The sequence below is a fragment of the Amycolatopsis sp. A1MSW2902 genome, assembly GCF_017312175.1.
GTDB classification, from domain to species: Bacteria; Actinomycetota; Actinomycetes; order Mycobacteriales; family Pseudonocardiaceae; genus Amycolatopsis; species Amycolatopsis nivea.
This window is the reverse complement of record NZ_QJPO01000001.1, coordinates 7880101-7903519: the sequence shown is the minus strand read 5'-3', so window position 1 is coordinate 7903519 and position 23419 is coordinate 7880101. Positions and strand designations below refer to the sequence as shown.

Genomic DNA, 23419 nt, shown 5'->3' with positions numbered 1-23419 from the left:
CACGAGAAAGGGCCACCCGGAGTTTTCCAGGTGGCCCTTCAGATCCTCGTTACTTCGACTTCGTCGCGGTGCTGCTCCGCTTCGCCGGCGCCTTCTTCGCAGTAGTCGACTTCGCAGTGGTCGACTTCGCCGCCGCCGACTTGGTCGTAGTCGACTTCGTCGCGGTGGACTTCGCCGGCGCCTTGCGCGTCGTCCGCTTCTTCGGCGCCGGGCCCTTCGCGCGCTTCTCCGCCAACAGCTCGGCGGCGCGCTCCGCGGTGAGTTCCTCGATGCTGTCGGACTTCCGCAGCGTCGCGTTGTACTCGCCGTCGGTCACGTACGGGCCGAAGCGGCCGTCCTTGACCACCATCGGCTTGCCCGACACCGGGTCGTCGCCGAGTTCCTTCAGCGGCGGACGCGCGGTGGCCGACCGGCCGCGCTGCTTCGGCTCCGAATAGATCTTCAGCGCCTCTTCCAGCGTGATCGAGAACAGCTGGTCCTCGGTCTGGATCGACCGCGAGTCCGTGCCCTTCTTCAGGTACGGCCCGTAGCGCCCGTTCTGCGCGGTGATCTCGTCGCCCGACTCCGGGTCCTTGCCCACGACGCGCGGCAGCGAAAGCAGCTTCAGCGCGTCGTCGAGCGTGATCGTCTCGATCGACATCGACTTGAACAGCGAGCCCGTACGCGGCTTCGGCAGCTTCGCCTTCGCGGCCTTCTTCTGCGCCGCCGTCGCGTCCTCGGGCAGCTCCGGCTCAGGCAGCAGCTCCGTGACGTACGGGCCGAAGCGGCCTTCCTTCGCCACGATCTCGTGCCCGCTGACCGGGTCGGTGCCCAGCACGCGACCTTCCTGCGGCGTCGCGAAGAGCTTCTCCGCGATCTCCGCCGTCAGCTCGTCCGGCGGCAGGTCTTCGGGCAGGTTCGCGCGCTGCGACTCGCCGTTGACCTCGCGCTCCAGGTACGGCCCGTAGCGGCCGACGCGCACCACGACCTGGTGCCCTTCGGCGTCGCTGAACATCGGGATCGAGTTGATCTCGCGCGCGTCGATGCCCTCGACGCTGCCGTCGACCAGCTTCTTCAGCCCGCCGAGCCGGCCGACCGAACCCTCGACGCCGAAGTCACCGCCGAAGTAGAACTTCGACAGCCATTCGACGCGGTGCTCGTCACCGCTGGCGATGCGGTCCAGCTCGTCCTCGAGACCGGCGGTGAAGTTGTAGTCCACCAGCCGTTCGAAGTGCCGCTCCAGCAAGCCGATCACCGCGAACGCGACCCACGACGGAACGAGGGCGGAACCCTTCTTCCAGACGTAGCCGCGGTCTTGGATGGTCTTGATGATCGACGCGTACGTCGACGGGCGGCCGATGCCCAGCTCTTCCAGCTTGCTGACCAGGCTCGGCTCGGAGTAGCGCGCCGGCGGCGACGTGGAGTGGCCGTCCGCGGACAGCTCGGGCGCAGTCAGGCCCTGGTCCTTGACCAGCACCGGAAGCCGGCTCTGCTTGTCGTCGGCCTCGCCGCCTGCTTCGGAGTCGACTGCCTCGACGTATGCCTTCAGGAAGCCGGCGAAGGTGATCGTGCGGCCCGAAGCGGCGAAGGTGCACTCCTCGCCGGTCGTGGCGGTGCCGATGATGCGCACCGACATCGTGGTGCCCTTCGCGTCCGCCATCTGCGACGCGATCGTGCGCTGCCAGATCATCTCGTAGAGCCGGAACTCGTCGGTGTCCAGCTCTTTCGCGACCTGGCCCGGCGTACGGAAGACCTCGCCCGACGGACGGATCGCCTCGTGCGCTTCCTGCGCGTTCTTCACCTTGCGCGTGTACTGGCGCGGCGACGGCGAGACGTACTCCTTGCCGTACAGCTGCGTTGCCTGGCTTCGCGCGGCCGTGATCGCCGACTCCGACAGCGTCGTGGAGTCGGTACGCATATAAGTGATGTAACCGTTCTCGTACAGCTTCTGCGCGACCCGCATCGTGCGCTCGGAGGTGAAGCGCAGCTTGCGGCCCGCCTCCTGCTGCAGCGTCGACGTCATGAACGGCGCGTACGGCTTCCGCGTGTACGGCTTCTCTTCGACGCTCGCGACCTTGAAGTCGCGGTTCTGCAGCCCCTGGGCCAGCGCCCGGGCGTCGGACTCGCCGAGCACGCGGATGTCCGCGGTGTTGCCCTTGAGCTGACCGTTGGAGTCGAAGTCCCGACCCGTCGCGAGGCGCGCACCGTCGACCGCGATGAGCCGCGAGGGGAACGTACGCGGCGAAGCGTCTTCGCCAGCGTCCATGGTCGCCGAGATGTCCCAGTACGACGCCGAGGTGAAGCGCATCCGCTCGCGCTCGCGCTCCACGACGATCCGCGTCGCCACGGACTGCACGCGGCCCGCCGAGAGCTTCGGCATGACCTTCTTCCACAGCACCGGCGAGACCTCGTAGCCGTAAAGCCGGTCGAGGATGCGGCGGGTTTCCTGCGCGTCGACGAGGTCGGCGTCCAGCTCGCGGGTGGCCGCGGCGGCGGCCTGGATGGCCTGCTCGGTGACCTCGTGGAAGACCATCCGGCGCACCGGGACCTTGGGCTTCAAGGTCTCCAGCAGGTGCCAGGCGATGGCCTCGCCCTCGCGGTCGGGGTCCGTCGCGAGGTAGAGCTCGTCGACGTCCTTCAGCAGCCCCTTCAGCTCGGTGACCTTGGACTTCTTGTCCGGGGTCACGATGTAGAGCGGCTTGAAGTCGTTGTCGATGTCGACGCCGAGCCGGGCCCACGATTCGCCCTTGTACTGCGCGGGGACGTCAGCGGCGCCGCGGGGCAGGTCCCGGATGTGCCCGACGGAGGACTCGACGACGTAGTTGCCGCCGAGATAAGGGGCGATCTTGCGGGCCTTGGTAGGCGACTCGACGATCACCAGCCGCCGTCGATCGGCACCGTTGCCCCCGGCGCCGCTCTTCTTGGTCCGTGTTCCTGCCACGCTGCCCTGCTCTCCACTCATCTCCGCGCCGCCGCAGCGGCGCTCTCACCCCTGCACCAGAGGGGTACTGCGCCCGCGTCTCGACCTGTCAGTGTGCACGTCCCCAGTGTCCGCGCAGCGCCGAGGTGCCCTGACGAGCCGCCGGGCCCTTGCCCGTCGGATCGCCGCTGACCTCGGCGATGTTTCCTTTCCACACCTAGCACGTGATATCGGACACGTGCCGTGCAGGGTAACCGGTCATACCACCGATACCCTCCGTTAGACGGTGGCGGGTCCAAGGACGTCGACGGTTCACTTATTCCTCCCCCCAGCCGAAAGGAACCCACCATGATCCGCCGACTGGTTGGCACCGCGATCGCCATCACGGCGACGTTCGCGCTGGTCACCGCCCCCGAAGCGAGCGCGGCGACCACCACGTTCACCGGTGCCGTGGCGCTGTCCAACTGCTCTGGTTCGGTCGTGAAACCGGCCGCCACGCCGATGGACGCGCCCGCGATGGTGCTCTCGAACGGGCACTGTCTCGAAGACGGCATGCCCGATCCGGGGCAGGTGATCGTCGGGCAGCCTTCGAACCGCTCGTTCGACCTGCTGTCGCCGGACGGCCAGAGCTCGGTGGGCACCGTGACCGCGACCAAGGTCGTCTACGCGACGATGACCGACACTGACATCTCGCTGTACCAGCTGAGCGACACCTACGCCGACATCGAGCAGAAGTACAGCGTGCCGCCGCTCGAACTGGTCAACACCCATCCGCAGGCGGGCACGCCGATCGACGTGGTGTCCGGGTACTGGAAGCAGATCTACTCCTGCTCGATCGACGGTTTCGTGCACGAACTGCACGAGAACAACTGGGTCTGGAAGGACTCGATCCGGTACGTGCCGGGCTGCGCGACCATCGGCGGCACGTCCGGTTCGCCGGTCGTCGACCGCAACACCGGCAAGGTCATCGGCGTGAACAACACGTCCAACGACGACGGCCAGCGCTGCACGCTGAACAACCCGTGCGAGGTCGACGAAGCGGGCAACGTGACCGTGCGGCCGAACTACAAGTACGGCCAGGAGACCTACGGAATCCCGGCCTGCCTGACCCCGGCCAACGAGATCGACCTCAACCAGCAGGGCTGCACCCTGCCGAAACCGTAAGACACGTCCTCGGAAAGGTCCCTCGTCGCTCCGCTGAGCGATGGGGGACCTTTTTTCTGCGCGGCTCTACCCCACAGCCTCTAGTAAATACTGTGTAGGGCTCTCCGCCGGAGCGCCTCGGCGCGGCTCCCCCGCCGTCCGTTCGCGGCGTTCCCCGGCCGGCGGCAGCTCCGGCCACGCCGCCTCCGCTCCCGCCGGAGGTTCGCCGATCAGCTCCAGCAGACCGGCCAGCTTCCGCCGCCCGCTGACGCGCACCGCGGGCTGCTCCGCCTTCGGACCGAGCAGCCGCGCATGGACGCCGAGCGGCGCGAGCACGGCCAGCAGCTCCTCGTGCATTCCTGGGGCCAGCGGATCGACTCCTAGCAAGTAGCCACCAGGTTCGGGACGACCTGCCGCGAGCGCCCACATCCGGAGCATCGCACCGCTCAGCCGGAAGCCGCCGGGCACCGCCTTGCCCGAATCGTCCTCCGCCGGACCGGTGTGCCCCGGCCGCAGCCACTGTTCGGCGAGCCCGAGCAGATCGACCCGGAACGACGTGCGCACCTGCGGACTGCCGCAGTCGGCCACCGCGACCTGCGCGTCCGCACCCCGGCTCCGGCATTCGCGCGCCAGCACCCGAGCCCGCCACGACTCCTCGACCAGCACCGACAGCCGCGCCGCCGTGCGGCCGAACCCGGTGATCTGCCCTTGACAGCACAACAGCCCGGCCAGGTCTGGCAGGCCCGGGCCGGTCGCCTCCGCCGAGAACAGCGAGATCGTCCGATCCACGCCGCGATGATAGAACACAAGTTCGATTGAAGGCGAGCGTCACGCCGAGGTTTTTCCCGGGCACACAGTGTTGCCGGTATAGTAATACCGGCATTGGGGGTTCCGTTGTTCGAAGTCGCCGAACGCGTCCGGGTGCGTGCCGAGCTGATCGCCGCGGCCCGCCACGACGCGGACATCGCAGGTGCCGCGCTGGTCGGATCGGCCGCTCGCGGGACCGAGGACCGCTGGTCGGACATCGACCTCGTCCTTCAGCTCGCGGAGAACGCGGACGAACTCGCAGTCGTCGCACGCTGGACTCAGTCGCTCGACGAGAAGTTCGGCGTCGCCGACACCCTCGACGTGACCTCGCGCGAAGGAGTTCGCTACCGGGTCTTTCTCCTCGACTCCTCGCTCCAGGTCGACTTGTCCTTCTGGCCCCACGAGCTGTTCCGGGCCACCGAGGACGGCTTCCAGCTCGTTTTCGGCCAGGCCAACGAGCCGACCCGCGCCGCGGAACCGGGCAGCGAGCAGGTGATCGGCATGGCCTGGCTGTACGCGGTGCACGCCCGCTCCGCTATTGCCCGCGGACGGACGTGGCAAGCCGTCCTGATGCTCGACGACCTGCGCGATCAGATCATCGCGCTGGAATGCCTGCGGCACGGCTTGAATCCTTGGCACGGGCGCGAAGTCGACCGGCTGCCCGAACCGGTGCTGGCGACGCTGCGAGACGGCCGGGCGGCGTCGGTCAGCTCGGCCGAACTCGAACGGTCTCGGCAGGCGCTGCTTCAGCACTACCTGTCCACCGTCGCGCACCATGACGCGGAGCGCGCCGCCGCGCTTCGGCGGGCGCTCGATCCTGCTCAGCGTGGCGCGGGCGGGACGACCAACTGCTGACAGCCCGCCGCGCGCTTGCCCGCCGCGGACAGGGCTGGCGTCGCGTCCAAGCCCTTGAGGACGTCGAGCCGAGAAATCTGGTCGATAGCCGATTTGGCGTCGTCCAGCGCCGCATTCACCGCGGCCGGATTGTCGGCCGCGTCTAGTTTGCCGCGCACCTCGTCCGCCTGCTGCCGCACCGAAGCGAACTGGCCGAGCAAAGCCGTGCGCGCCGGTTCGCCGCCGGGCAGCGGCGCGGGACCGACCCGGTGCAACCCGGACACGGTCTGGTCGATGCCGCGGGCGACCGACGCCAGAAGATCGCTCGACGTGCGAGTGGCCTGCGCTGACGAACTCGGATCGATCGAAGGCAGATTCGCCAGCGCACGAACCAGGTGCGTGACCGCCCCGCAGTATCCGTCGGCCCATTTCGCGGCCGGATCGGATTGGCCCGCGGTTTCCGAGTGCCCGCCGGACACGACCTGCTCGGTCGGCGGCGGCGGTTGCCCGCAGCCCGTGAGCCCTATCCCGATTCCTGTTGCCAGCGCGGCTAAACCGGTCCACCGCGGCCGCACCCGCACCACTCCTGTCCGTCGAGATCCGTGTCCTCCGCACGGTACCGACCCGCCAGTAGTCCGCAACTCGCCCCGGGTAGCGGACGCGAACGGGCCCGGCACGCACGAGGCGTACCGGGCCCGAATGGAGCAATGCGTCAGGCTTTCGCCTCCGCCGGAGTCTCCGACATGACGCTGCCGCGCCGCTTGGACACGACGATCGCCGCGACGATCACCGCGACCGCGACGACCGCGATCACGATCCGCCACGTGGTGTCCGCGCCGCCGCCGAGCGTCAGCGTGACCACCGCGGGCGCGATCAGCACCGAGACCAGGTTCATGACCTTGATCAGCGGGTTGATCGCGGGACCGGCGGTGTCCTTGAACGGGTCGCCGACGGTGTCGCCGATGATCGTCGCCTCGTGCGCGTCGGAACCCTTGCCGCCGTGGTTGCCGTCCTCGACGAGCTTCTTGGCGTTGTCCCAGGCGCCACCGGAGTTGGCGAGGAAGATCGCCATCAGCGTGCCGGTCGCGATCGCGCCTGCCAGGTACCCGGCGAGCGCACCGGTGCCGAGACCGAAACCGACCGCGATCGGCGCGAAGACGGCCAGCAGACCCGGCGTCGCCAGCTCCCGCAGCGAATCGCGGGTGACGATGTCGACGACCCGGCCGTACTCGGGCCGCGTGGTGCCCTCCATGATCCCGGGGATGTCGCGGAACTGGCGGCGCACCTCGTACACCACCGCGCCGGCGGCACGCGAAACCGCGTTGACCGCGAGGCCGGAGAAGAGGAACACGACCGCCGCGCCGACGATCACGCCGACCAGTGTGTTCGGGCTGACCACCTGGTTGACGAACGAGGACACCGCGGTGACCGCGCCCTCGCCGCGTTCGGCCACGGTTTTCGCGATCGCGTCCGAATAGGACCCGAACAGCGCAGTCGCCGCCAGCACCGCGGTGGCGATCGCGATGCCCTTGGTGATGGCCTTGGTGGTGTTGCCGACCGCGTCCAGCTCGGTGAGGATCTGCGCGGCCTTCTCGTCGACGTCGCCGGACATCTCGGCGATGCCCTGCGCGTTGTCCGAGACCGGGCCGAAGGTGTCCATCGCGACGATGACGCCGACGGTGGTCAGCAGGCCGGTGCCGGCCAGCGCCACCGCGAACAGCGCGACGCCGCCGCCGAGCAGGTAAGCGCCGAACACGGCCGCGCCGATCACCAGCGCGGTGTACACGGCGGACTCGAACCCGACCGAGATGCCGGACAGGATCACCGTCGCCGCACCGGTTTCCGACGTCTTGCCGACGTCCTGCACCGGCTTGTGCTCGGTGCCGGTGTAGTAGCCGGTGATGCGCAGGATCAGCGCGGCGAGCACGATGCCGATGATCACCGAGACCGTCGCGATCACCGCGGGGTTGCCGGTGTTGTGCGCGTAGCCCTCGCCGAATTCGGCGAAGCTGTTCGGCAGGTACACGAACGCGGCGATCGCCGACAGCACCGCGGAAATGACCGCGGAGATGTAGAACGAGCGGTTGATCGTGACCAGGCCGCCCTCGCCCGCGCGCGCCTTCGTGATGTAGACGCCGATCACCGCGGTGATCACGCCGATGGCGGGCACGATCAGCGGGAAGATCAGGCCGGACGCGCCGAACGCGGAGCTGCCGAGGATCAGCGCGGCGACGAGCATCACCGCGTAGGACTCGAAGAGGTCCGCGGCCATGCCCGCGCAGTCGCCGACGTTGTCGCCCACGTTGTCGGCGATCGTCGCGGCGTTGCGCGGGTCGTCCTCGGGGATACCCTGCTCGACCTTGCCGACCAGGTCGGCGCCGACGTCGGCGGCCTTGGTGAAGATGCCGCCGCCGACCCGCATGAACATGGCGATCAGCGCCGCGCCGAAACCGAAGCCCTCCAACACCTTCGGTGCCTGGCCGGTGTAGACGAGCACCACGACGGCCGCGCCGAAGAGGCCGAGCCCGACGGTGATCATGCCGACCACGCCGCCGGTGCGGAACGCCACGCGCATCGCCTTCTCGCGCCCGCCCTCCTCGCGCGACGCGGCGGCCACGCGCAGGTTCGCCTGCGTGGCCAGCCACATGCCGAGGTAGCCGATGGTGAACGAGAACGCCGCCCCGACGAGGAAGAAGATCGACCGGCCGATCCGTTCGCTCCAGTCGTCCGCGGGAAGCGCGAACAGGAGCAGGAACACGATCACGCCGAAGATGGCGAGGGTGTTGCGCTGCCGCTTCAGGTATGCGGCCGCACCTTCCTGCACTGCCTTGGCGATGTCCTGCATCTTGGCGGTGCCCTGGCCCGCGGCCAGCACCTCCTTGAGCAGTACGTAACCGATGGCCAGTGCGACAAGGGCGACCACGGCGACCACACCGACGATGGTGTAGCCACCCCCGGAGAGCGTGATACCGCCCTCCGCGAGGAACTGCCGGGACATTCGTCCTCCTGGGAACGCCGTTTGGCCAGCGCGGGCCCGTCGTACCCGGCGCGCCTGCGCTGGCGTGGATCTGTGCCGAAGGACACGCTAGCCGTGCAAGCAATGCACGTCTCACATGACGCTCGCCACAGTGGGTGTGGATCGAGGGAGTGTATTGGTAGTGATCTGCGCGTCCGCAATGCGTCCCGGCGACAGCACGTTCGGTAACCTTGTGTGATTGGTCACTGGATCGATCTCGGCCCGGTTTTGTCGGTGCCCTGTGCGAAGCTTCGGCACGTGGTGGGAGAGCGAGGACGGAGGCTGCTGGACCGGGTCACGGCAGGGATCCCGGCGCACGAGAATCCGGTGACGCACGTGTCCCGGCTGCCGGAACGCGCAGCCCGGCACGAGCCGTGGCCGGAGTGGGCGGAGCCGTCGGCGGTGGCCGCGTTCCGCGCGGCCGGAGTCGAAAAACCGTGGCGGCACCAGGTCGAGGCCGCTTCGCTGGCGCATGCTGGCACGCACGTCGTGGTGTCGACTGGAACCGCGTCGGGGAAGTCGCTGGCGTATCAGCTGCCGGTGCTCAGCGCATTGGCCACGGACGCGCGGGCGACGGCGCTGTACCTCTCGCCGACGAAGGCCCTCGGCGCTGATCAGCTGCGCGCGGTGTCCTCTTTGGACGTCGCGGGCGTACGCGCGGCGGCGTTCGACGGGGACACCCCGATGACAGAGCGCGACTGGGTCCGCGCACACGCGAACTGGGTGTTCAGCAACCCCGACATGCTGCACCGCGGCATCCTTTCGGCGCACTCCCGATGGACGCAGTTCTTCCGCCGGTTGCGGTACGTCGTGGTCGACGAATGCCACAGTTATCGCGGCGTCTTCGGCTCGCACGTCGCGCTGTTGCTGCGCCGCCTGCGCCGGGTGGCGGAGCACTACGGCGCTTCCCCGGTGTTCGTGCTGGCTTCGGCGACCACTGCTTCGCCAGCCTCCTTCGCCACTCGGCTCACCGGCGTGGAGTGCGCCGCGGTCACCGATGACGCGTCGCCGCGTGGTGCGCGGACGGTCGCGTTGTGGGAGCCGCCGCTGCTCGACGAGCTGACTGGAGAGAACGGCGCACCCGTCCGCCGTCCGGCTGGCGTCGAGACCGCGCGGATTCTCACCGAACTGGTCGTCGAAGGCGCTCGGTCGCTGGCGTTCGTCCGCTCCCGCCGCGGTGCTGAACTGACCGCGCTGGGCGCACGCCGTCTTCTGTCCGAAGTGGACCCTCGGTTGGCGGATACCGTTGCCGCGTACCGATCCGGCTATCTTCCTGAAGAGCGGCGCGCCCTGGAGCAAGCCCTGCTTTCGGGTCGGCTGCTGGGTGTCGCGACCACGAACGCTTTGGAGCTGGGCGTCGACATCGCCGGCCTGGACGCCGTGGTTCTGGCTGGCTATCCCGGCACTCTCGCGTCGTTCTGGCAGCAATCCGGCCGCGCCGGACGTTCGGGCGACGAAGCGCTCGTGGTGTTCGTCGCCCGAGACGATCCGCTCGACACCTACCTGGTGCACCACCCGGCCGCGTTGCTGGAACGCCCGGTGGAAACCGCGGTCCTGGACCCGACGAACCCTTATGTATTGGGCCCGCAACTCGCGTGCGCCGTCGCGGAGCTGCCGCTCACCGAACCGGAACTGGAAACCTTCGGCGGCGAGGCCGCCCGCGCGGTGCTGGCGGATCTGGCCGAGGAGAAACTGCTGCGCCGCCGTTCCAGCGGCTGGTACTGGACTTCCCGCGACCGCCCGCACGGGGAAGTCGGCATCCGCGGCTCAGGCGGCGACCAGATCGCAGTGGTGGAAGCGGACTCCGGCCGAATGCTGGGCACTGTCGATCCGGGGTCGGCTTGCTACTCCGTTCATCCCGGGGCGGTGTATCTGCATCAGGGGTCGTCGTATGTGGTCGATGAGCTGGACCTGGAGACGGGTCTGGCGCTGGTGCACGCGGAGGACCCGGACTGGACGACTTCGCCGCGCGAGATCGTGGACATCTCGGTGCTGTCGACCGAAGAACAATGCCGCCACGGCGGAGTGACGGTGTGCCTGGGCGAGGTGGCGGTGACGTCGCAGGTGGTGGGGTATCTGCGGAGGCGGCCGTCGGGTGAGGTGCTGGACCACACGCCGCTCGACCTGCCGGAACAGAGCCTCCACACGAGAGCGGTTTGGTACACGGTTTCTGGTGAGCTGCTGGAGTCTCCGGGTGGGGGCGGTGGTGGCGAAACCGCTGCTGGGTCGACAGGGGTCGACGGCACGTCGCCAACTGCCGGGCATTCCGGCGGCATGGATGCGCTGTCGGTGAGCGGCCAGGCGACGGGGGCGGGGAGTGCGTCGCCAGCCGCCGAGGGAACCGGTCGGACGGCGGGCGCAGCGGCTGGTCATCCGGCCGAAGAACCAGCGGGGACCGCATCGCCAGCCGACGGGGAATCCAGCGGGACGGCTGCGTCCAGTCATGCTGCCGGAGAACCGGTGGGGACCGAGAGTGCGTCGCCCGCCACTGGGGAGATCGGCGAGATCGCTGCGGGGTCCGCGTCCAGTCAGGTGGGTGGGGAACCGGCGGGGGCCGGGAATGTGTCGCCAACCGACGGAGCAATCGACGAAGCCGCTGCGGCGTCCGCGTCCAGTCACGTGGGCGGGGAACCGGCGGGGACCGGGAATGCGTCGCCAGCCGCCGGGGGAATTGGCGGGGGCGCTGCGGGGGCAGCGGACCGTCGTGCGGCTGGGAAACCGGTGGGGACCGGGGGTGCCTCGTCGGTTGTCGGGGTAACCGGCGAAGTTTCGGGCGATCCGGCGGATGGGCGGGGGCCCGGTGCCGGGGTCGAGATCGGTGGTGTGGTGGGACCGGCGGGGACCGGGGGTGCTGGCAGAGCACCGGGGGGCGCCGGGTTGATTCCGGCGCGCGTCCCCGGTGCCCTGCATGCCGCCGAGCACGCGGCGATCGGCCTGCTACCGCTGTTCGCTACGTGCGACCGCTGGGACATCGGCGGGGTGTCTACCGCGTGGCACGAGGACACCGGGGAGGCGACGGTGTTCGTGCACGATGGGCATCCCGGGGGTGCGGGGTTTGCCGACCGCGGTTATGCCGCGATTGTCCCGTGGCTGGCCGCTACGCGGGAGGCGATCGTCTCCTGCGAGTGCCCGACGGGCTGCCCGTCCTGCGTCCAGTCGCCGAAGTGCGGGAACGGCAACGATCCGCTGGACAAGGCAGGGGCGGTGGCCGTACTGGGAGCCGTGCTCGGGGCGTTGCGTCAGCACGGGGAACAGTGCGGCCACGGTGGAGCGTGAAGACTTTCTTCGGTTGTCGCGTGCTGCCTGCCGGGGTGGAACCGGAAATCAGGCGGCGGTGCTCTCGACCAGCATCGAGGCGTGCTCGTCGGCGAGGGCGCGGACCAGCACGTCCTGCACCTCGGCGGCGGGCGGCAGCTGCCAGCCGCACACCTCGGGCTTCACGCGCCAGTGCACGACGCCGTGCTGGAACGGCGACGGCGGCAGCGGGATGTAGCTGTCCTTGCCGTGCCACTGCACGGCAATCTCCTCGGCGAGTTCGGCGGGCAGATGCTCGGAGGGCTGGGTGAGGAACAGCCACCGGCCGTTCGGCATCGCGACGATGGGGGCCGGGTGCCCGATGGAACGCAGCAGCCGGGCGGCGCGCTTGCCCAGTTCCTGGTCCACCTCGACCGCGTCGAGCACGGTGCCGGTCGCCACGAGCAGGCTGTGCGTGCGGTCGCTGAACCAGCTGGCGACCTCGTGGGCGTGCGAACCGACCAGCTCACGCCAGTCGTCGCGCACCGGCACCGGCCGGCGCCAGGTCAGGTCGTCCCCCTCCGCGGTGATCGGCTCCGGGGTCGCCCCCGGAAGCACCGGCCAGCCGCGCCAAGCGAGGCCGATCGCCTCCGCACGCAATTCGATGCGGAAGGCGTTCCGCCAGCTGTCCGGCCAATTCGCGTCCAACATTGCTTTCCTGCCTTCGAGGTCCGGTTTTCGCGCCGTGCGGGTCGGGGCCGTGGTGGCGCACGTCTCACTAAACGGCAAGTTGCACATTGCGGGGAAGACTCCGCGCGACAACCGGCCGTTACCGAGCGATGAACGCCCAGTAGCCCACTGTCCGGCCGATAACAAGGTGCCGATCACCGGCCGCTGACCCCGCCGTCCGGCCCGCGAGAACGGGCCCACCACGGGATTCGACACTTTCCCGCCTTTTCGCACGCATACTGAGGCATACCCTTGGACCACCCGCTGACCTGCGGGTTTGACCGTTCGGCGTGCGCCAGCGACCGCTGCTCGTGTTCTTCGCCACTCGTCGCCGGCGCCGGAAAGGTCCGGACGAACCGGGGGTTCCGGCGACTGGTCACCGGTCCGGCTCGTCGCCGATGAACGGTTCCGGCGCGCCGCGGAGGACAGTGCGTGATGACGGGGCTGACGGGGTGAGCGGAGGCGGGTGGCAGGTTGCAACTCCCTTCGGTGGGGTCGGGCGAGGTCGGCCTCGGTGGCAAACCACGCGTTGGACTGCTTCGGGCGAACTGGGGGGGTGATCGCTGAGGCAGTCCTCGGCCCGAGCAATCGGGGACAGCGCGGGTGGTCGCGCAGCAGCTCCGGCGAGCGCGACCAGCCAGAGGCCCGTCGCGGAGCACGAACGCCGGACCGGGCCGCGCGTCGCTGCCTCCCAGCACCGCCACCGGGCCAGCACCGGTGGCGCGCAAGCGTCGCTGCCTCTCAGCTCCGCCACCGGTGCTGGCACTGGTACCGCGCAAGCAGCGGGCACGGTTACTCGACCAGCCCGCACGTCGCTCCCGCTGAACACGGCTGCCGGGCCAGCGCCGGTGTCCGCACGCGTAGCTCCGTTGCGGAGCACGGCTGCCGACCGGGCCGGAGATCGCTGCCGACGCGGCTGCCGGGGACGGTGCCGGTCGGGGTGTCCCGGTTAGGGAGGCAGGTCGACCGGACCGGCGCGGGATTTTGCGGTGGGGGGTGGTAGGCCGGGGATGGGGGTGGTCATCGAGCGGACTTCGATGAAGGCGTCGCGGTTGTGCCAGCGGCAGCTGGTCAGTACTGCGCGTTCGTGGTCGGCTACCTCCTTGGCTCGGGCGCAGGCGACGGTCGGGCCGGCGGCGGCGTGGGCTGCTGCGGCTAGTGCGCCGAGGTCGGCGGCGGCTTCGGTGCGGTGGCGGGCGGTGATGGCTGCGGCCAGCCACCACACCAGGACTGTCACGGCGATCAGGGTGGCGGCGGCCAGGGCTGTCCAGATCGTGGCTACGCCTGCGTCCGCTGGTTGTTTTTGGGTCATGAGGCCGAGGTCGGTTCGATGATGGCGTAGGCGGTTGCGCTCAGGTGGAGAGCGGACAGGGCGTCGGTGGTTACTTCGGCGGTGAGGCCGTCGCCGGTGCGGTGGATGGTGAGGTGTGCGCCGTGCGGGGCAATGGTTTGGACCACTGCGTCGGCGGCTCCTGGCTGTCCGGCCGCGGTCAGGCGGGCGGCTTCGCGGGCGGCGTCCAGGCATCGGAGGTGTCCGGCGATCGCGCTGGTGCCCGCTAGCAGGATCGCCAGCACGGCGGTCAGCGCGCCCAGGGACAGGGCGGCTTCCACCGTGACGAATCCGCCGTCCCGGCGACGGCTGGCCATCAGGTGGCCACCGTCAGGGCTTTGTGCACCAGGCCGGCCAACGTCGCGGAGACGGAGTCTCCGCTGAGCAGCACGTAGAGCGCCACGGCGAACGCTGCCGCGGCTACCGTGCCGATGGCGTATTCGGCGGTGGTGGTGCCCTCGTCTCCGGGCAAGAACCACATGGTCGGATTCCCTTTCTGTCGTGGACGGGTTCACAGCAGGCCGCCGATTCGCCCGGCAAGGCCGAGCACTACCGGCAGCACGCCGAGGGCGAAGAACGCGGGCAGGAAGCACAACCCGACCGGCAGGGCCAGGGCGACTCCGGCGCGTTCGGCGCGTTCTTCGGCCTCGACGCCCAGTCCGTCGCGGATGCGGCGGGCCAAGTCGTCCGCGGTCGAGGCGAGGGCTGCCCCGGACCGCGCGGTTCGGGTGGCTGCGACTGCCAGCTCGGCGAAGTCCGTCCGGGCTCGGAGCGGGGCCCAGGCTGGGGTCGGGTCTGCGCCAAGGGCTAGCAGGTTTGCTGTTGCGTGCAGGGCGGTTTCGGTGGCCGGTGGTGCGCCGGGTGCTACGGCTTCGAGGGCGGTCGGGACCGGCATTCCGGCGCGCAGGCAGGCGGCGAGCATGTCCAGGACTGACGCGGAGCGGAGCCGTTCCGAGACGTCGTCTGGGTTCTTGGGGTGGCGGGATCGGCGCAGGAGCCACCATGAGCCTGCACCGGCGGCTAGTCCTACCGGGAATCCGGTGAGGACGGCTGCGGACACACCGCAGACGATTGCGGCGGCGGGGTGCCAGACCTCTGGTCGCGGGGTGCGGTGTGGACGGTTGGGCCGGGCTAGGTGTCGGGGCTGGGCGACGCTTGGCCAGAGCAGCAATGCGGTGGCGGCGAGGGCGAGGCTCAGGGCGGTCATGGGGCGGACCTGCGGTTGGTGAGGGCTCTGGACCAGGCGGTTCCTGCCCAGAGCAGGGCTGCGCCTGCGACCAGGAACGCTTGCCCGATAAGGGTTTCCGTGAGGACTGCGAGCGGGTTGGCACCGATGAGCTGGCCCATTGCCAGGCAGCCGACGGGTAGCGCGGTCAGGACTATCGCGCTCATGCGTGGCCCGGCCATCTTTGCGCGCAGGCGGCGGGCGAAGGCGACTTCTGCGTCGACGTCTCGGCGGGCGGCGTCGAGGGCGTCGGCGATGGGCAGGCCGTGGCGGCGGGCGAGGTTCCAGGATTGGGCGACGGCGGGGAGAGCGGGCGATTCCAACGCTCCGTCTAGGCGGGCGGCGGTGGCGAGGTTGTGGAGTTCTCCGGCTAGTTCCGGGACTGCGTCCGCCGCTGCTTCGGCGGCCGTTACCGGGTGGGCGCCGGCGCGGAGTTCGGAGACCATCGTGCGGAGGACTGTCGCGGTGCGTTCGGCGCGGGTCAGGGTGTCGGTGGTTTCCCTTCTGCTGTGCCATTCCTGGCGGACGGCGAGGGTGAGCAGGGCGGTGGCGATCGCGGCGCCGATTCCGCCCAGCGGCAGGGCTACGACGGCGGGGGCCAGCCAGAGTGCCTGGCGCGGCGGGATGGGAAGGCGGAGGTGGCGGCGGGGTGTCGGGAGAAGGCGGTTGGGCGTGGTTGGCCAGCACAGGATTCCGGTGCCTACGCAGAGGAACGGCCATGCGGAGATCAACGGGGGTAACCTCGATGCTGGAGCGAATGAGCTAGTCGCGGGCGGATTCGGGAGTGGTCAGGGCGGTGAAGAGGGAGCGACGGTTCGTCCACTGGCCGTCGCGCCAGACGGGGTGGGTTCTTACTTCTCCGTGGTAGCGCTGGAGTACTGCGACTTCCGTCAGGCGGCGGCCGGTGGTTGTTCGGCGCATGTGGAGGATGACGCGGACCGCTGCGGCTAGTTGGCTGTGCAGCGCGTCTCTCGGCAGACCGCCTAGGGCGGCCAGGGCTTCCAGGCGTGCCGGGGCTTCTGCGGGGGAGTTCGCGTGCAAGGTGCAGGCACCGCCGTCGTGGCCGGTGTTCATGGCGTTCAGCAGGGAGCACACTTCTGCTCCGCGAACCTCGCCGACGATCAGTCGGTCTGGGCGCATGCGCAGGGCTTGGCGGACCAACTCTGGGAGTTCGACCGCGCCGGCACCTTCTACGTTCGCGGGTCTGGCGACGAGGCTTACGAACTGTGGGTGGGTCGGGCGTAATTCGCCAGCGTCTTCTACGCAGACGATTCGTTCTGTGGGAGCGACCGCGCTCAGCAAGGCGCTCAGGAGCGTCGTCTTTCCGGCGCCGGTGCCGCCGGTGACGAGGAAGGCTAGGCGGTGGTTGAGGATCGCTTCGAGGATCTTCCGGGCGGTTGGGTCGATGGAGCCGTGGGCTTCGAGCGCGGCTAGGTCGTGGGTCACCGGGCGTAGGACGCGCAGGGACAGGCAGGTGCCGTTCGCCGCGATGGGCGGCAGGACGGCGTGGACGCGGATTCGGCCTTGGCGGACGGGGAGCCAGCCGTCGACGTATGGCTGGGCGTCGTCCAGGCGGCGGCCTGCGGCTAGGGCCAGGCGCTGCGCTAGGCGGCGGACGGCGTCCTCGTTGGGGAAGCGGATGGATGTGCGGGCGAGTCCTGCGGGACCGTCGGTCCAGACCTGGTCGGGGGCGGTGACCAGGACGTCGGTGACCGTGTCGTCCTCCAGCAACGGGGCTAGCGGGCCCGCGCCTACGAACTCGTCTCGGGCTTGGCGGACGGCGGCCAGCACTGCGTCGTGGCTCAGGGCGCCGCCGGCTTCGGCGCGGACGGCTTCGGCTAGGGCGATCGGGTCGGTGCCGCGGCTTTCGCCGGCCAGGCGATGGCGGACTCGTTCTACTAGGTCGGTGGTCATTTACGCGGCCTGTGCGGTGGTGAGGGGACGCAGGTTCGCCAGCACGGCACGAGCCGCGGTGGCCAACGCGCCCTTCGGGGGCAGGTCGAACTCGCCGGATTCCAGGGTGGCGGCTACTCGACGTTCTGGGGCCACGTCAGCGATCAAAGGCGGGCCGAGCATTCCCGCGGTTTGCGAAGCCGGGACGCCGTCGATGCGGTGTCCACTTGCGACGACTGCGAAACGCTCGGTGTGCGGGCGGAGGCGAGTCAGAACTTGTTTCGCTGCCATACAGGCACGGAACTCGACGGGAACGACTAGCACGAGCAGATCTGCGGCTGAGGCGACGGCGAGCGTGCCCTCGTCGAAATGGCGGGGTAAATCGCAGACGACGGTTCGGCCGGCCCGGCTGCCCGCGGCGACTACCGCGGACAAAGCGCGAGGGCTCGGACCCTCGCCGGAACGGCCGCAGGACAACACGGGGAGCTTGCCGCGGCTGGGCAGTGAGGCGATCAGGGACGGGACAGACACCCGGCCGGACAACCGAACTTCGGGCCAGCGCAGGCCTTTCGTGTGTTCCAGGCCCAGCGGGAGATCCAATCCGCCGCCTAACGGATCGCAGTCGACTAAGAGCGCGGAGTCGGTACGGGCGGCTTCGACGGCGACCGCTGCGGCCAGCACAGAAGTGCCGGAACCGCCTCGGCCGCCGACGAAAGCGATTACTGGGCCTGGTGATTCGGCTGGTGCGTCGGTGACGTCGGCGAACGCACCGGTCAAGCCCGCTTCGTCGTCAGGCAGGCTGAAAACTCGGCGGGCGCCGAGGGCGGCTGCGCGTCGCCAGGTATCGAGACCGGGTGCGCCTTTGCAGACAAGCACGACGCTGTCGCGTGCTGGCATGGGCGGGCTGTCAACCGAAATGTCCTCGTCCAGCACCACGAGCGGAGCTCGCGTCCATCGTCCGCGTGCGGCGGCCAGATCTGGCGCGTGATCGAACTCGCAGCCGACTACCGCGGCGACGCGGCGGATCTCTTCGAACACGGTGCCTTCGCCGGAGACGACGAGCGGTTGTGCGGTGGCCATGTGCCCCTCCCCTGGGTTTCGCGGGCCGGACTTCCACCGTCGCTCCCCGCCCGCCGACACGGCAACGCCCGTTTTTCCGTCATGTGGATAACCCGGGGGTTGTGGACAACTCGGGGTGCGAAATCGATCCAGCACCGCGGAGTGTCCGCCCGCACCGGACAATGCACGGCTCCGCGCATTCGGCCGAGAAAACGATTGCCGCGAAGAACCTCCGGAAAATCGAGAGCAAAGAAGTAAATTTGCCGCACCGGCACGAGTAAGGAGCGCCGCGGCCGGAGAAAACACCGGAAAGGTAAGCGCGCGGTTAATTGATCTTGCCCGTAAGGCGCGCCGTGAACGACCGAGACAGCCCAGGTCAGGGCCGCAAACATGGTCCGGACAACGATATCGGGGCAGAAGTGAAAATTGTTCGCCGACGGGAAAACGGGGGAGAATAGAAGGCGGCCCTCGCCAGGGGGGAGGGACGAGGGCCGCCAGGGGGTTCAGCCCCGGGGGGTCGGACTGAACCAGCCCGGTTCAAGACCGGGTCCGTTCACTGTAACTCCGTTAGCTATGAGTTGGCTGTGTGAGTGACACATACGATTCGATAACGGCACCCGAGGCCGTAAGCGAGCCGATGTCATCGATTTTCCGGCCGTCGCCACGACCGGTGTGCTGCCAACAACACGGCGCGGTACGCCTATCCTGATCACGTGGCCGAACCCCGCAGCGAAGAAGCACCCCGGCGCGTAGCCGCCTTCTTCGACCTCGACAAGACGATCATCGCGTCGTCCAGCGCGCTCGCGTTCAGCAAGCCGTTGCTCCGCGAAGGACTGATCAACCGCCGTGCGGCGCTGCGAAGTGCTTACGCGCAACTGGTTTTCTCGCTCGCCGGCGCGGACGCGGACAAGACCGAACGGATGCGCGCCGAGGTTTCCGCGTTGTGTGCGGGCTGGGATGTCGCACAGGTTTCCGCGATCGTGCGCGAAACCTTGCACGACGTAGTCGATCCGCTCGTCTACGTGGAGGCGACCGACCTCATCGCACAGCACCTCGACGACGGGCACGACGTGATCGTGCTGTCCGCGACCGGCGAGGAGGTCGCCGCCCCGGTCGCGGAGATGCTCGGCGCGACCCGCTGCGTCGCCACTCGCATGGAGATCGTCGACGGCCGCTACTCCGGCGAGGTCGATTTCTATTGCTACGGCGAGAACAAAGCCGTCGCCGCGAAGCAGCAGGCCGCCACGCACGGCTACGACCTCGCGGACTGCTTCGCCTACACCGACTCCAGCACCGACATCCCCCTGCTGGAGGTGGTGGGTCACCCGCACGCGGTGAACCCGGACAAGCTGCTGCGCCGGACCGCGGACGAGCACGGCTGGCCGGTCCTCGCGTTCGAGCGGCCGATGTCGCTGCGGACGCGGATCCCGGCGAAGTCCGCGGGCATGGTGGCGCTCGGCGTGGGGGCCGTCGCGGCGGGCGCGACCTGGTACAGCCTGAGCCGGCGCCGCCGGTCTCGGGGTGCCGACAACTGAGCACCCGCGTGGCGGTACCAAAACGCCGGTTTCCGCAGCTAGGTCCGTTGCTGTGGGTGGTGTTGTCACCGGATCGAGCCTCTGTACCGGTGCACCCGTACGCGCACTTGAAGTGACCGCGCTCACGGCGTAGAAAGTAGGTGCGGACGTTGATTCGGCCAGGACAGAGGTAGAAGAGAAGCCTCTGTCACCCCGGGCAACCTCCGTGCGCGGACTCCGGGTACCCACGCGCAGCACGCCGCGGGAGGCTCGTCGTCTAGGGACTGCGTACCGGGACGCCGGACGCCGAGTCCATGAAGGTACGACCAGAGTTGCACGCTTGGTCGCCCGAGATGTTCGCGCTGACTGGCGGCGCCCGTTGGCCTCGGCTGACGGGCGCCGCCAGTGTTATGTCGGCACCCCCTTGCGCAGCGGACCGAGCCCGGCTCGAAGAAATCCGCGCGCGGCCTGACGTCCTCCCAGGTGAACCCTCTCGTTCCTGCGCTCGGCCGATGGACAACCCCGTATCGCGGTGAGTAGCTTCCCGATACCGGTGCTGCCCGGTGGACGCTTCACGACTCGCGTCCGCACCCGCGGCGGCACGCGACACTGGGAGGCAATTCGTGACGAACCGACTCGCGCGCACGCGGAGGATGCAGGTGTTCGCCGTTCCCCTTGCGGGGGTGCTCGCCGTCGGGGGGTTGAGTTCCTCGGCGTTCGCGGCGCCGAAACAGCCGCAGCAGACACCCCAGCAGACGGCCGCGCAGCTCGACGCCGCGGCCGCACGGGCTCTGCGCGGCATGAGCCTGGAAGAAAAAGTGGGGCAGCTGTTCGTCACGTGGGTGAACGGCAAGTCCGCGGACGAGGTCAACCCGAAGAACCAGACCGACTTCGGCGTCGACACCGCCGCCCAAGCCGTGCAGAAGTACCACCTCGGCGGCGTCATCTACTTCAACAACTCCAGCCGCGACAACTTCGACGACCCCACGCAGGTCGCGAAGCTGTCCAACGGCCTGCAGCGCGCGGCGATCTCCAGCGGCGCGCACATCCCGCTGCAGATCGGCGCCGACCAGGAGGGCGGCACGGTCACGCGGATGGGCGCGCCGGCCACCGAGTTCCCCAACTCGATGGCGATCGCCGCCGGCCGGGACACCGGCAGCGCGACCAAGGCCGCCACGATCCTCGGCCACGAGCTGCGCGCGGTCGGCATCAACCAGGACTACGCGCCGGACGCGGACGTCAACTCCAACCCGGCCAACCCGGTCATCGGCGTCCGGTCGTTCTCCGGACGACCCGACCTGGCCAGCAGTTTCGTGACCGCGGAGGTCAAGGGCTACCAGGACTCCGGGCCGGCCAGCCAGACCGTCTCGTCCACCGCGAAGCACTTCCCCGGCCACGGCGACGCGGCCACCGACAGTCACACCGGGCTGCCGAAGATCGACCGCTCCGAGGCGGACTGGCGCAAGATCGACGTGCCGCCGTTCAAGGCCGCGATCGCCGCCGGCATCGACTCGATCATGAGCGCGCACATCCAGTTCCCGAGCCTCGACCCGTCCGGTGAGCCCGCGACGCTGTCGAAGCCGATCATCACCGGCAAGCTGCGCGGCGAACTCGGCTACAACGGCGTCGTGATCACCGACTCGCTCGAGATGCAGGGCGTGCGGGAGCTGCACAGCGACGCCGAAATCCCGGTCCTCGCCTTGAAAGCGGGCGTGGACCAGCTGCTCATGCCGGTGCACCTGGACGTCGCGATCAACGCGGTGATCGCCGCGGTGAAGTCCGGCGACCTGCCGATGCAGCGGATCGACCAGAGCGTGCTGCGGGTGCTGAAGCTCAAGCTGAAGCGCGGAATCCTGTACTCGCCGTTCGATAACCCGTCGCAGGTCATGAAGAAGGTCGGCACGCCGGAGCACCTGGCTACCGCACAGAGCATCGCCGACCGGTCGATCACCGCGATCGCCAATGACGCCGGGGTGCTGCCGCTCAAGCAGAAGCCGTCGAGCGTGCTGGTCACCGGCTGGGGCGCGACCACGACGCAAACGCTTGCCGACCGCTTCACCGCGCACGGCACCAAGGCGACCGCGCTCGCCACCGGGCAAACCCCGACCGACGCGCAGATCGCCGAGGCCGCGGCGGCCGCGAAGCAGAACGACGTCGTCGTGGTGCTCACGAACAACCTCGGCGGTTTCCCCTTGCAGGGCAAGCTTCTTCAGGCACTCATGGATACCGGCAAGCCGGTGGTCGCGGTCGCCGCGCAGATTCCGTACGACGCCGGTTACGCGAACCCGGTGCCGACCTGGCTCGCCACCTACGGGTACATCACGCCGTCGCTCGAAGCGCTGGCGAAGGTCGTGCTCGGCGAGACGAAGCCCAGCGGGAAGCTGCCGGTCGACGTCCCGGCCGGGGCGGACGTGCACACCGTCAAATACCCCTTCGGACACGGGCTGACCTGGTGACTCTCAACCGCAGGAATTTCCTGGCCGTTCCGGCGCTCGCCGTGCCAGTGCTGGCGAGCAGCTCGACAGCGGCACAGGCAGCACAAGCGACACCCGAAGCACCGCAAGCCGAGTTGGCACGCCGGGTGCTCACCGGTGCCGAACAGCTCGCAGCGCAGGGCTGGCGTCCGCTCGCCGGACGCAAGCTCGGCGTGTTGTCCAACCCGACGGGCGTGCTCGCCAACGGCGACCACATCGTCGACTCGATGGTCGCGGCGGGTGTACGTCCCGTCGCGGCCTTCGGGCCCGAGCACGGCTTTCGCGGCAGCGCGCAAGCCGGTGGCTCCGAAGGCGATTACACCGACCCGCGCACCGGCATCCCCGTGTACGACGCGTACGGCGCGAACGCGACGAAGCTCGCTTCGCTGTTTCAGAAGGCCGGACTGGACACTGTCGTCTTCGACATCGCTGACGTCGGCGCGCGCTTCTACACGTACATCTGGTCGCTGTACACGGCGATGGTCGCCGCAGCGAAGGTCAACGCGGCCTTCGTCGTCCTAGACCGGCCGAACCCCATCGGCGGACGACTGTCCGGCCCAGTGCTCGACCCGAAGTTCTCGTCCGGCGTCGGGCTGAAGCCGATCGCGCAGCAGCACGGCATGACGGTCGGCGAACTCGCGCAGTTCTTCGCCGCCGAATTCCTGCCCGGCGAAGGCGTGAAGCTGGCGAAGCTCGAAGTCGTCGAGGTACGCGGCTGGCGACGCGACAGCTTCTTCGCCAACACCGGTCTCCGTTGGGTCCTGCCGAGCCCGAACATGCCGACGCCGGACACAGCGCTCGTGTACCCGGGCACAGGCATGTTCGAGGGCACCGTGTTCTCCGAAGGACGCGGCACCACAAGGCCGTTCGAGATCATCGGCGCGCCCGGCCTCGACTGGCGTTGGCGCGAAGAGCTCGAGAAGCTCCACCTGCCGGGCGCGGCGTTCCGCGAGATCTACTTCGTGCCCACCTTCGGCAAATTCGTGAACGAGCCCTGCGGCGGCGTACAGGTCACCGTCACCGATCCGCGGGCCTTCGACGCCATCAGCACCACCGTCTCGATGTTCGTGACGGCCAAGCGCGTCGCGCCCGACAAATTCGGCTGGCGGCCGGACCACATGATCGACAAGCTGTCCGGATCCGCGCGGCTGCGCACCATGGTCGACGCCGGCGCCGGGGTAGACGAGATCACCGGCGCGTGGCGCGCCGAGCTCGCCGACTTCGCCCGCAGACGCCGCCCCCACCTGATCTATCGCTGAGGA

The 23419-nt window shown here is 69.2% G+C and carries 18 protein-coding genes; 6 read left to right on the top strand and 12 right to left on the bottom strand.

Annotation, left to right across the window (positions count from 1 at the left end):
- Positions 1 to 49: 49 nt before the first annotated feature.
- Positions 50 to 2941, bottom strand: a complete 2892-nt coding sequence (gene topA, locus DMP23_RS36915) for a type I DNA topoisomerase (protein WP_337823794.1) — start codon at positions 2939 to 2941, stop codon at positions 50 to 52.
- A 306-nt stretch (positions 2942 to 3247) separates the two neighbouring features.
- Between topA and DMP23_RS36910 the strand changes: the two genes are divergently transcribed.
- Positions 3248 to 4063: a S1 family peptidase gene (locus tag DMP23_RS36910; RefSeq protein ID WP_037808335.1), complete on the top strand. Its 816-nt coding sequence runs from the start codon at positions 3248 to 3250 to the stop codon at positions 4061 to 4063.
- A 66-nt stretch (positions 4064 to 4129) separates the two neighbouring features.
- Here DMP23_RS36910 and DMP23_RS36905 read toward each other — a convergent pair whose 3' ends face one another.
- Entirely contained in the window at positions 4130 to 4831 is a 702-nt protein-coding gene (locus tag DMP23_RS36905; protein ID WP_337823793.1) for a hypothetical protein, read from the bottom strand.
- Positions 4832 to 4924: 93 nt separating this feature from the next.
- Between DMP23_RS36905 and DMP23_RS36900 the strand changes: the two genes are divergently transcribed.
- Complete coding sequence (locus DMP23_RS36900) at positions 4925 to 5704, top strand: nucleotidyltransferase domain-containing protein (protein ID WP_337823792.1); 780 nt, start codon at positions 4925 to 4927, stop codon at positions 5702 to 5704.
- Here DMP23_RS36900 and DMP23_RS36895 read toward each other — a convergent pair.
- Both DMP23_RS36895 and DMP23_RS36890 read right to left on the bottom strand, forming a co-directional pair.
- Positions 5671 to 6258, bottom strand: coding sequence for a hypothetical protein (locus DMP23_RS36895; protein WP_337823791.1), 588 nt, complete (start codon positions 6256 to 6258; stop codon positions 5671 to 5673). The two genes, DMP23_RS36900 and DMP23_RS36895, sit on opposite strands and share 34 nt — an antisense overlap.
- 137 nt (positions 6259 to 6395) lie before the next feature.
- On the bottom strand, positions 6396 to 8681 hold the full coding sequence (locus DMP23_RS36890) for a sodium-translocating pyrophosphatase (RefSeq protein WP_037808341.1): 2286 nt from the start codon (positions 8679 to 8681) through the stop codon (positions 6396 to 6398).
- Between the two features lie 276 nt (positions 8682 to 8957).
- On the opposite strand from DMP23_RS36890, the gene DMP23_RS36885 reads away from it, so the two are divergent.
- The gene (locus DMP23_RS36885; RefSeq protein WP_337823790.1) at positions 8958 to 11975 is read left to right on the top strand and encodes a DEAD/DEAH box helicase; all 3018 of its coding nucleotides are present in this window, start codon (positions 8958 to 8960) and stop codon (positions 11973 to 11975) included.
- 48 nt (positions 11976 to 12023) lie between these two features.
- Here DMP23_RS36885 and DMP23_RS36880 read toward each other — a convergent pair whose 3' ends face one another.
- The 8 genes from DMP23_RS36880 to ssd form a co-directional block, all read right to left on the bottom strand.
- Complete coding sequence (locus DMP23_RS36880) at positions 12024 to 12644, bottom strand: bifunctional DNA primase/polymerase (RefSeq protein WP_337823789.1); 621 nt, start codon at positions 12642 to 12644, stop codon at positions 12024 to 12026.
- A gap of 967 nt (positions 12645 to 13611) precedes the next feature.
- Positions 13612 to 13974: an Rv3654c family TadE-like protein gene (locus tag DMP23_RS36875; protein WP_337823788.1), complete on the bottom strand. Its 363-nt coding sequence runs from the start codon at positions 13972 to 13974 to the stop codon at positions 13612 to 13614.
- Complete coding sequence (locus tag DMP23_RS36870; RefSeq protein ID WP_134662025.1) at positions 13971 to 14309, bottom strand: TadE family type IV pilus minor pilin; 339 nt, start codon at positions 14307 to 14309, stop codon at positions 13971 to 13973. The genes DMP23_RS36875 and DMP23_RS36870 overlap by 4 nt, the downstream gene beginning before the upstream one ends.
- Complete coding sequence (locus tag DMP23_RS36865) at positions 14309 to 14473, bottom strand: DUF4244 domain-containing protein (RefSeq protein WP_078561018.1); 165 nt, start codon at positions 14471 to 14473, stop codon at positions 14309 to 14311. The genes DMP23_RS36870 and DMP23_RS36865 overlap by 1 nt, the downstream gene beginning before the upstream one ends.
- A 30-nt stretch (positions 14474 to 14503) precedes the next feature.
- Positions 14504 to 15199, bottom strand: a complete 696-nt coding sequence (locus DMP23_RS36860) for a type II secretion system F family protein (RefSeq protein WP_337823787.1) — start codon at positions 15197 to 15199, stop codon at positions 14504 to 14506.
- Positions 15196 to 15948 (bottom strand): type II secretion system F family protein, encoded by a 753-nt coding sequence (locus DMP23_RS36855; RefSeq protein ID WP_337823786.1) that lies wholly within the window; start codon positions 15946 to 15948, stop codon positions 15196 to 15198. The genes DMP23_RS36860 and DMP23_RS36855 overlap by 4 nt, the downstream gene beginning before the upstream one ends.
- A gap of 31 nt (positions 15949 to 15979) precedes the next feature.
- Positions 15980 to 17131 (bottom strand): TadA family conjugal transfer-associated ATPase, encoded by a 1152-nt coding sequence (locus tag DMP23_RS36850; RefSeq protein ID WP_337823785.1) that lies wholly within the window; start codon positions 17129 to 17131, stop codon positions 15980 to 15982.
- A complete protein-coding gene (gene ssd, locus DMP23_RS36845) occupies positions 17132 to 18190 on the bottom strand; it encodes a septum site-determining protein Ssd (RefSeq protein WP_337823784.1) in 1059 nt (352 codons plus the stop codon).
- 692 nt (positions 18191 to 18882) lie between these two features.
- Here ssd and DMP23_RS36840 point away from each other — a divergent pair.
- The 3 genes from DMP23_RS36840 (at position 18883) to DMP23_RS36830 (ending at position 23416) form a co-directional block, all read left to right on the top strand.
- Positions 18883 to 19704, top strand: coding sequence for an HAD family hydrolase (locus DMP23_RS36840; RefSeq protein ID WP_043827107.1), 822 nt, complete (start codon positions 18883 to 18885; stop codon positions 19702 to 19704).
- Positions 19705 to 20336: 632 nt separating this feature from the next.
- Positions 20337 to 22139, top strand: a complete 1803-nt coding sequence (locus tag DMP23_RS36835; protein ID WP_337824482.1) for a glycoside hydrolase family 3 protein — start codon at positions 20337 to 20339, stop codon at positions 22137 to 22139.
- Complete coding sequence (locus DMP23_RS36830) at positions 22136 to 23416, top strand: exo-beta-N-acetylmuramidase NamZ family protein (protein WP_337823783.1); 1281 nt, start codon at positions 22136 to 22138, stop codon at positions 23414 to 23416. The genes DMP23_RS36835 and DMP23_RS36830 overlap by 4 nt, the downstream gene beginning before the upstream one ends.
- The last annotated feature ends 3 nt before the right edge of the window (positions 23417 to 23419 follow it).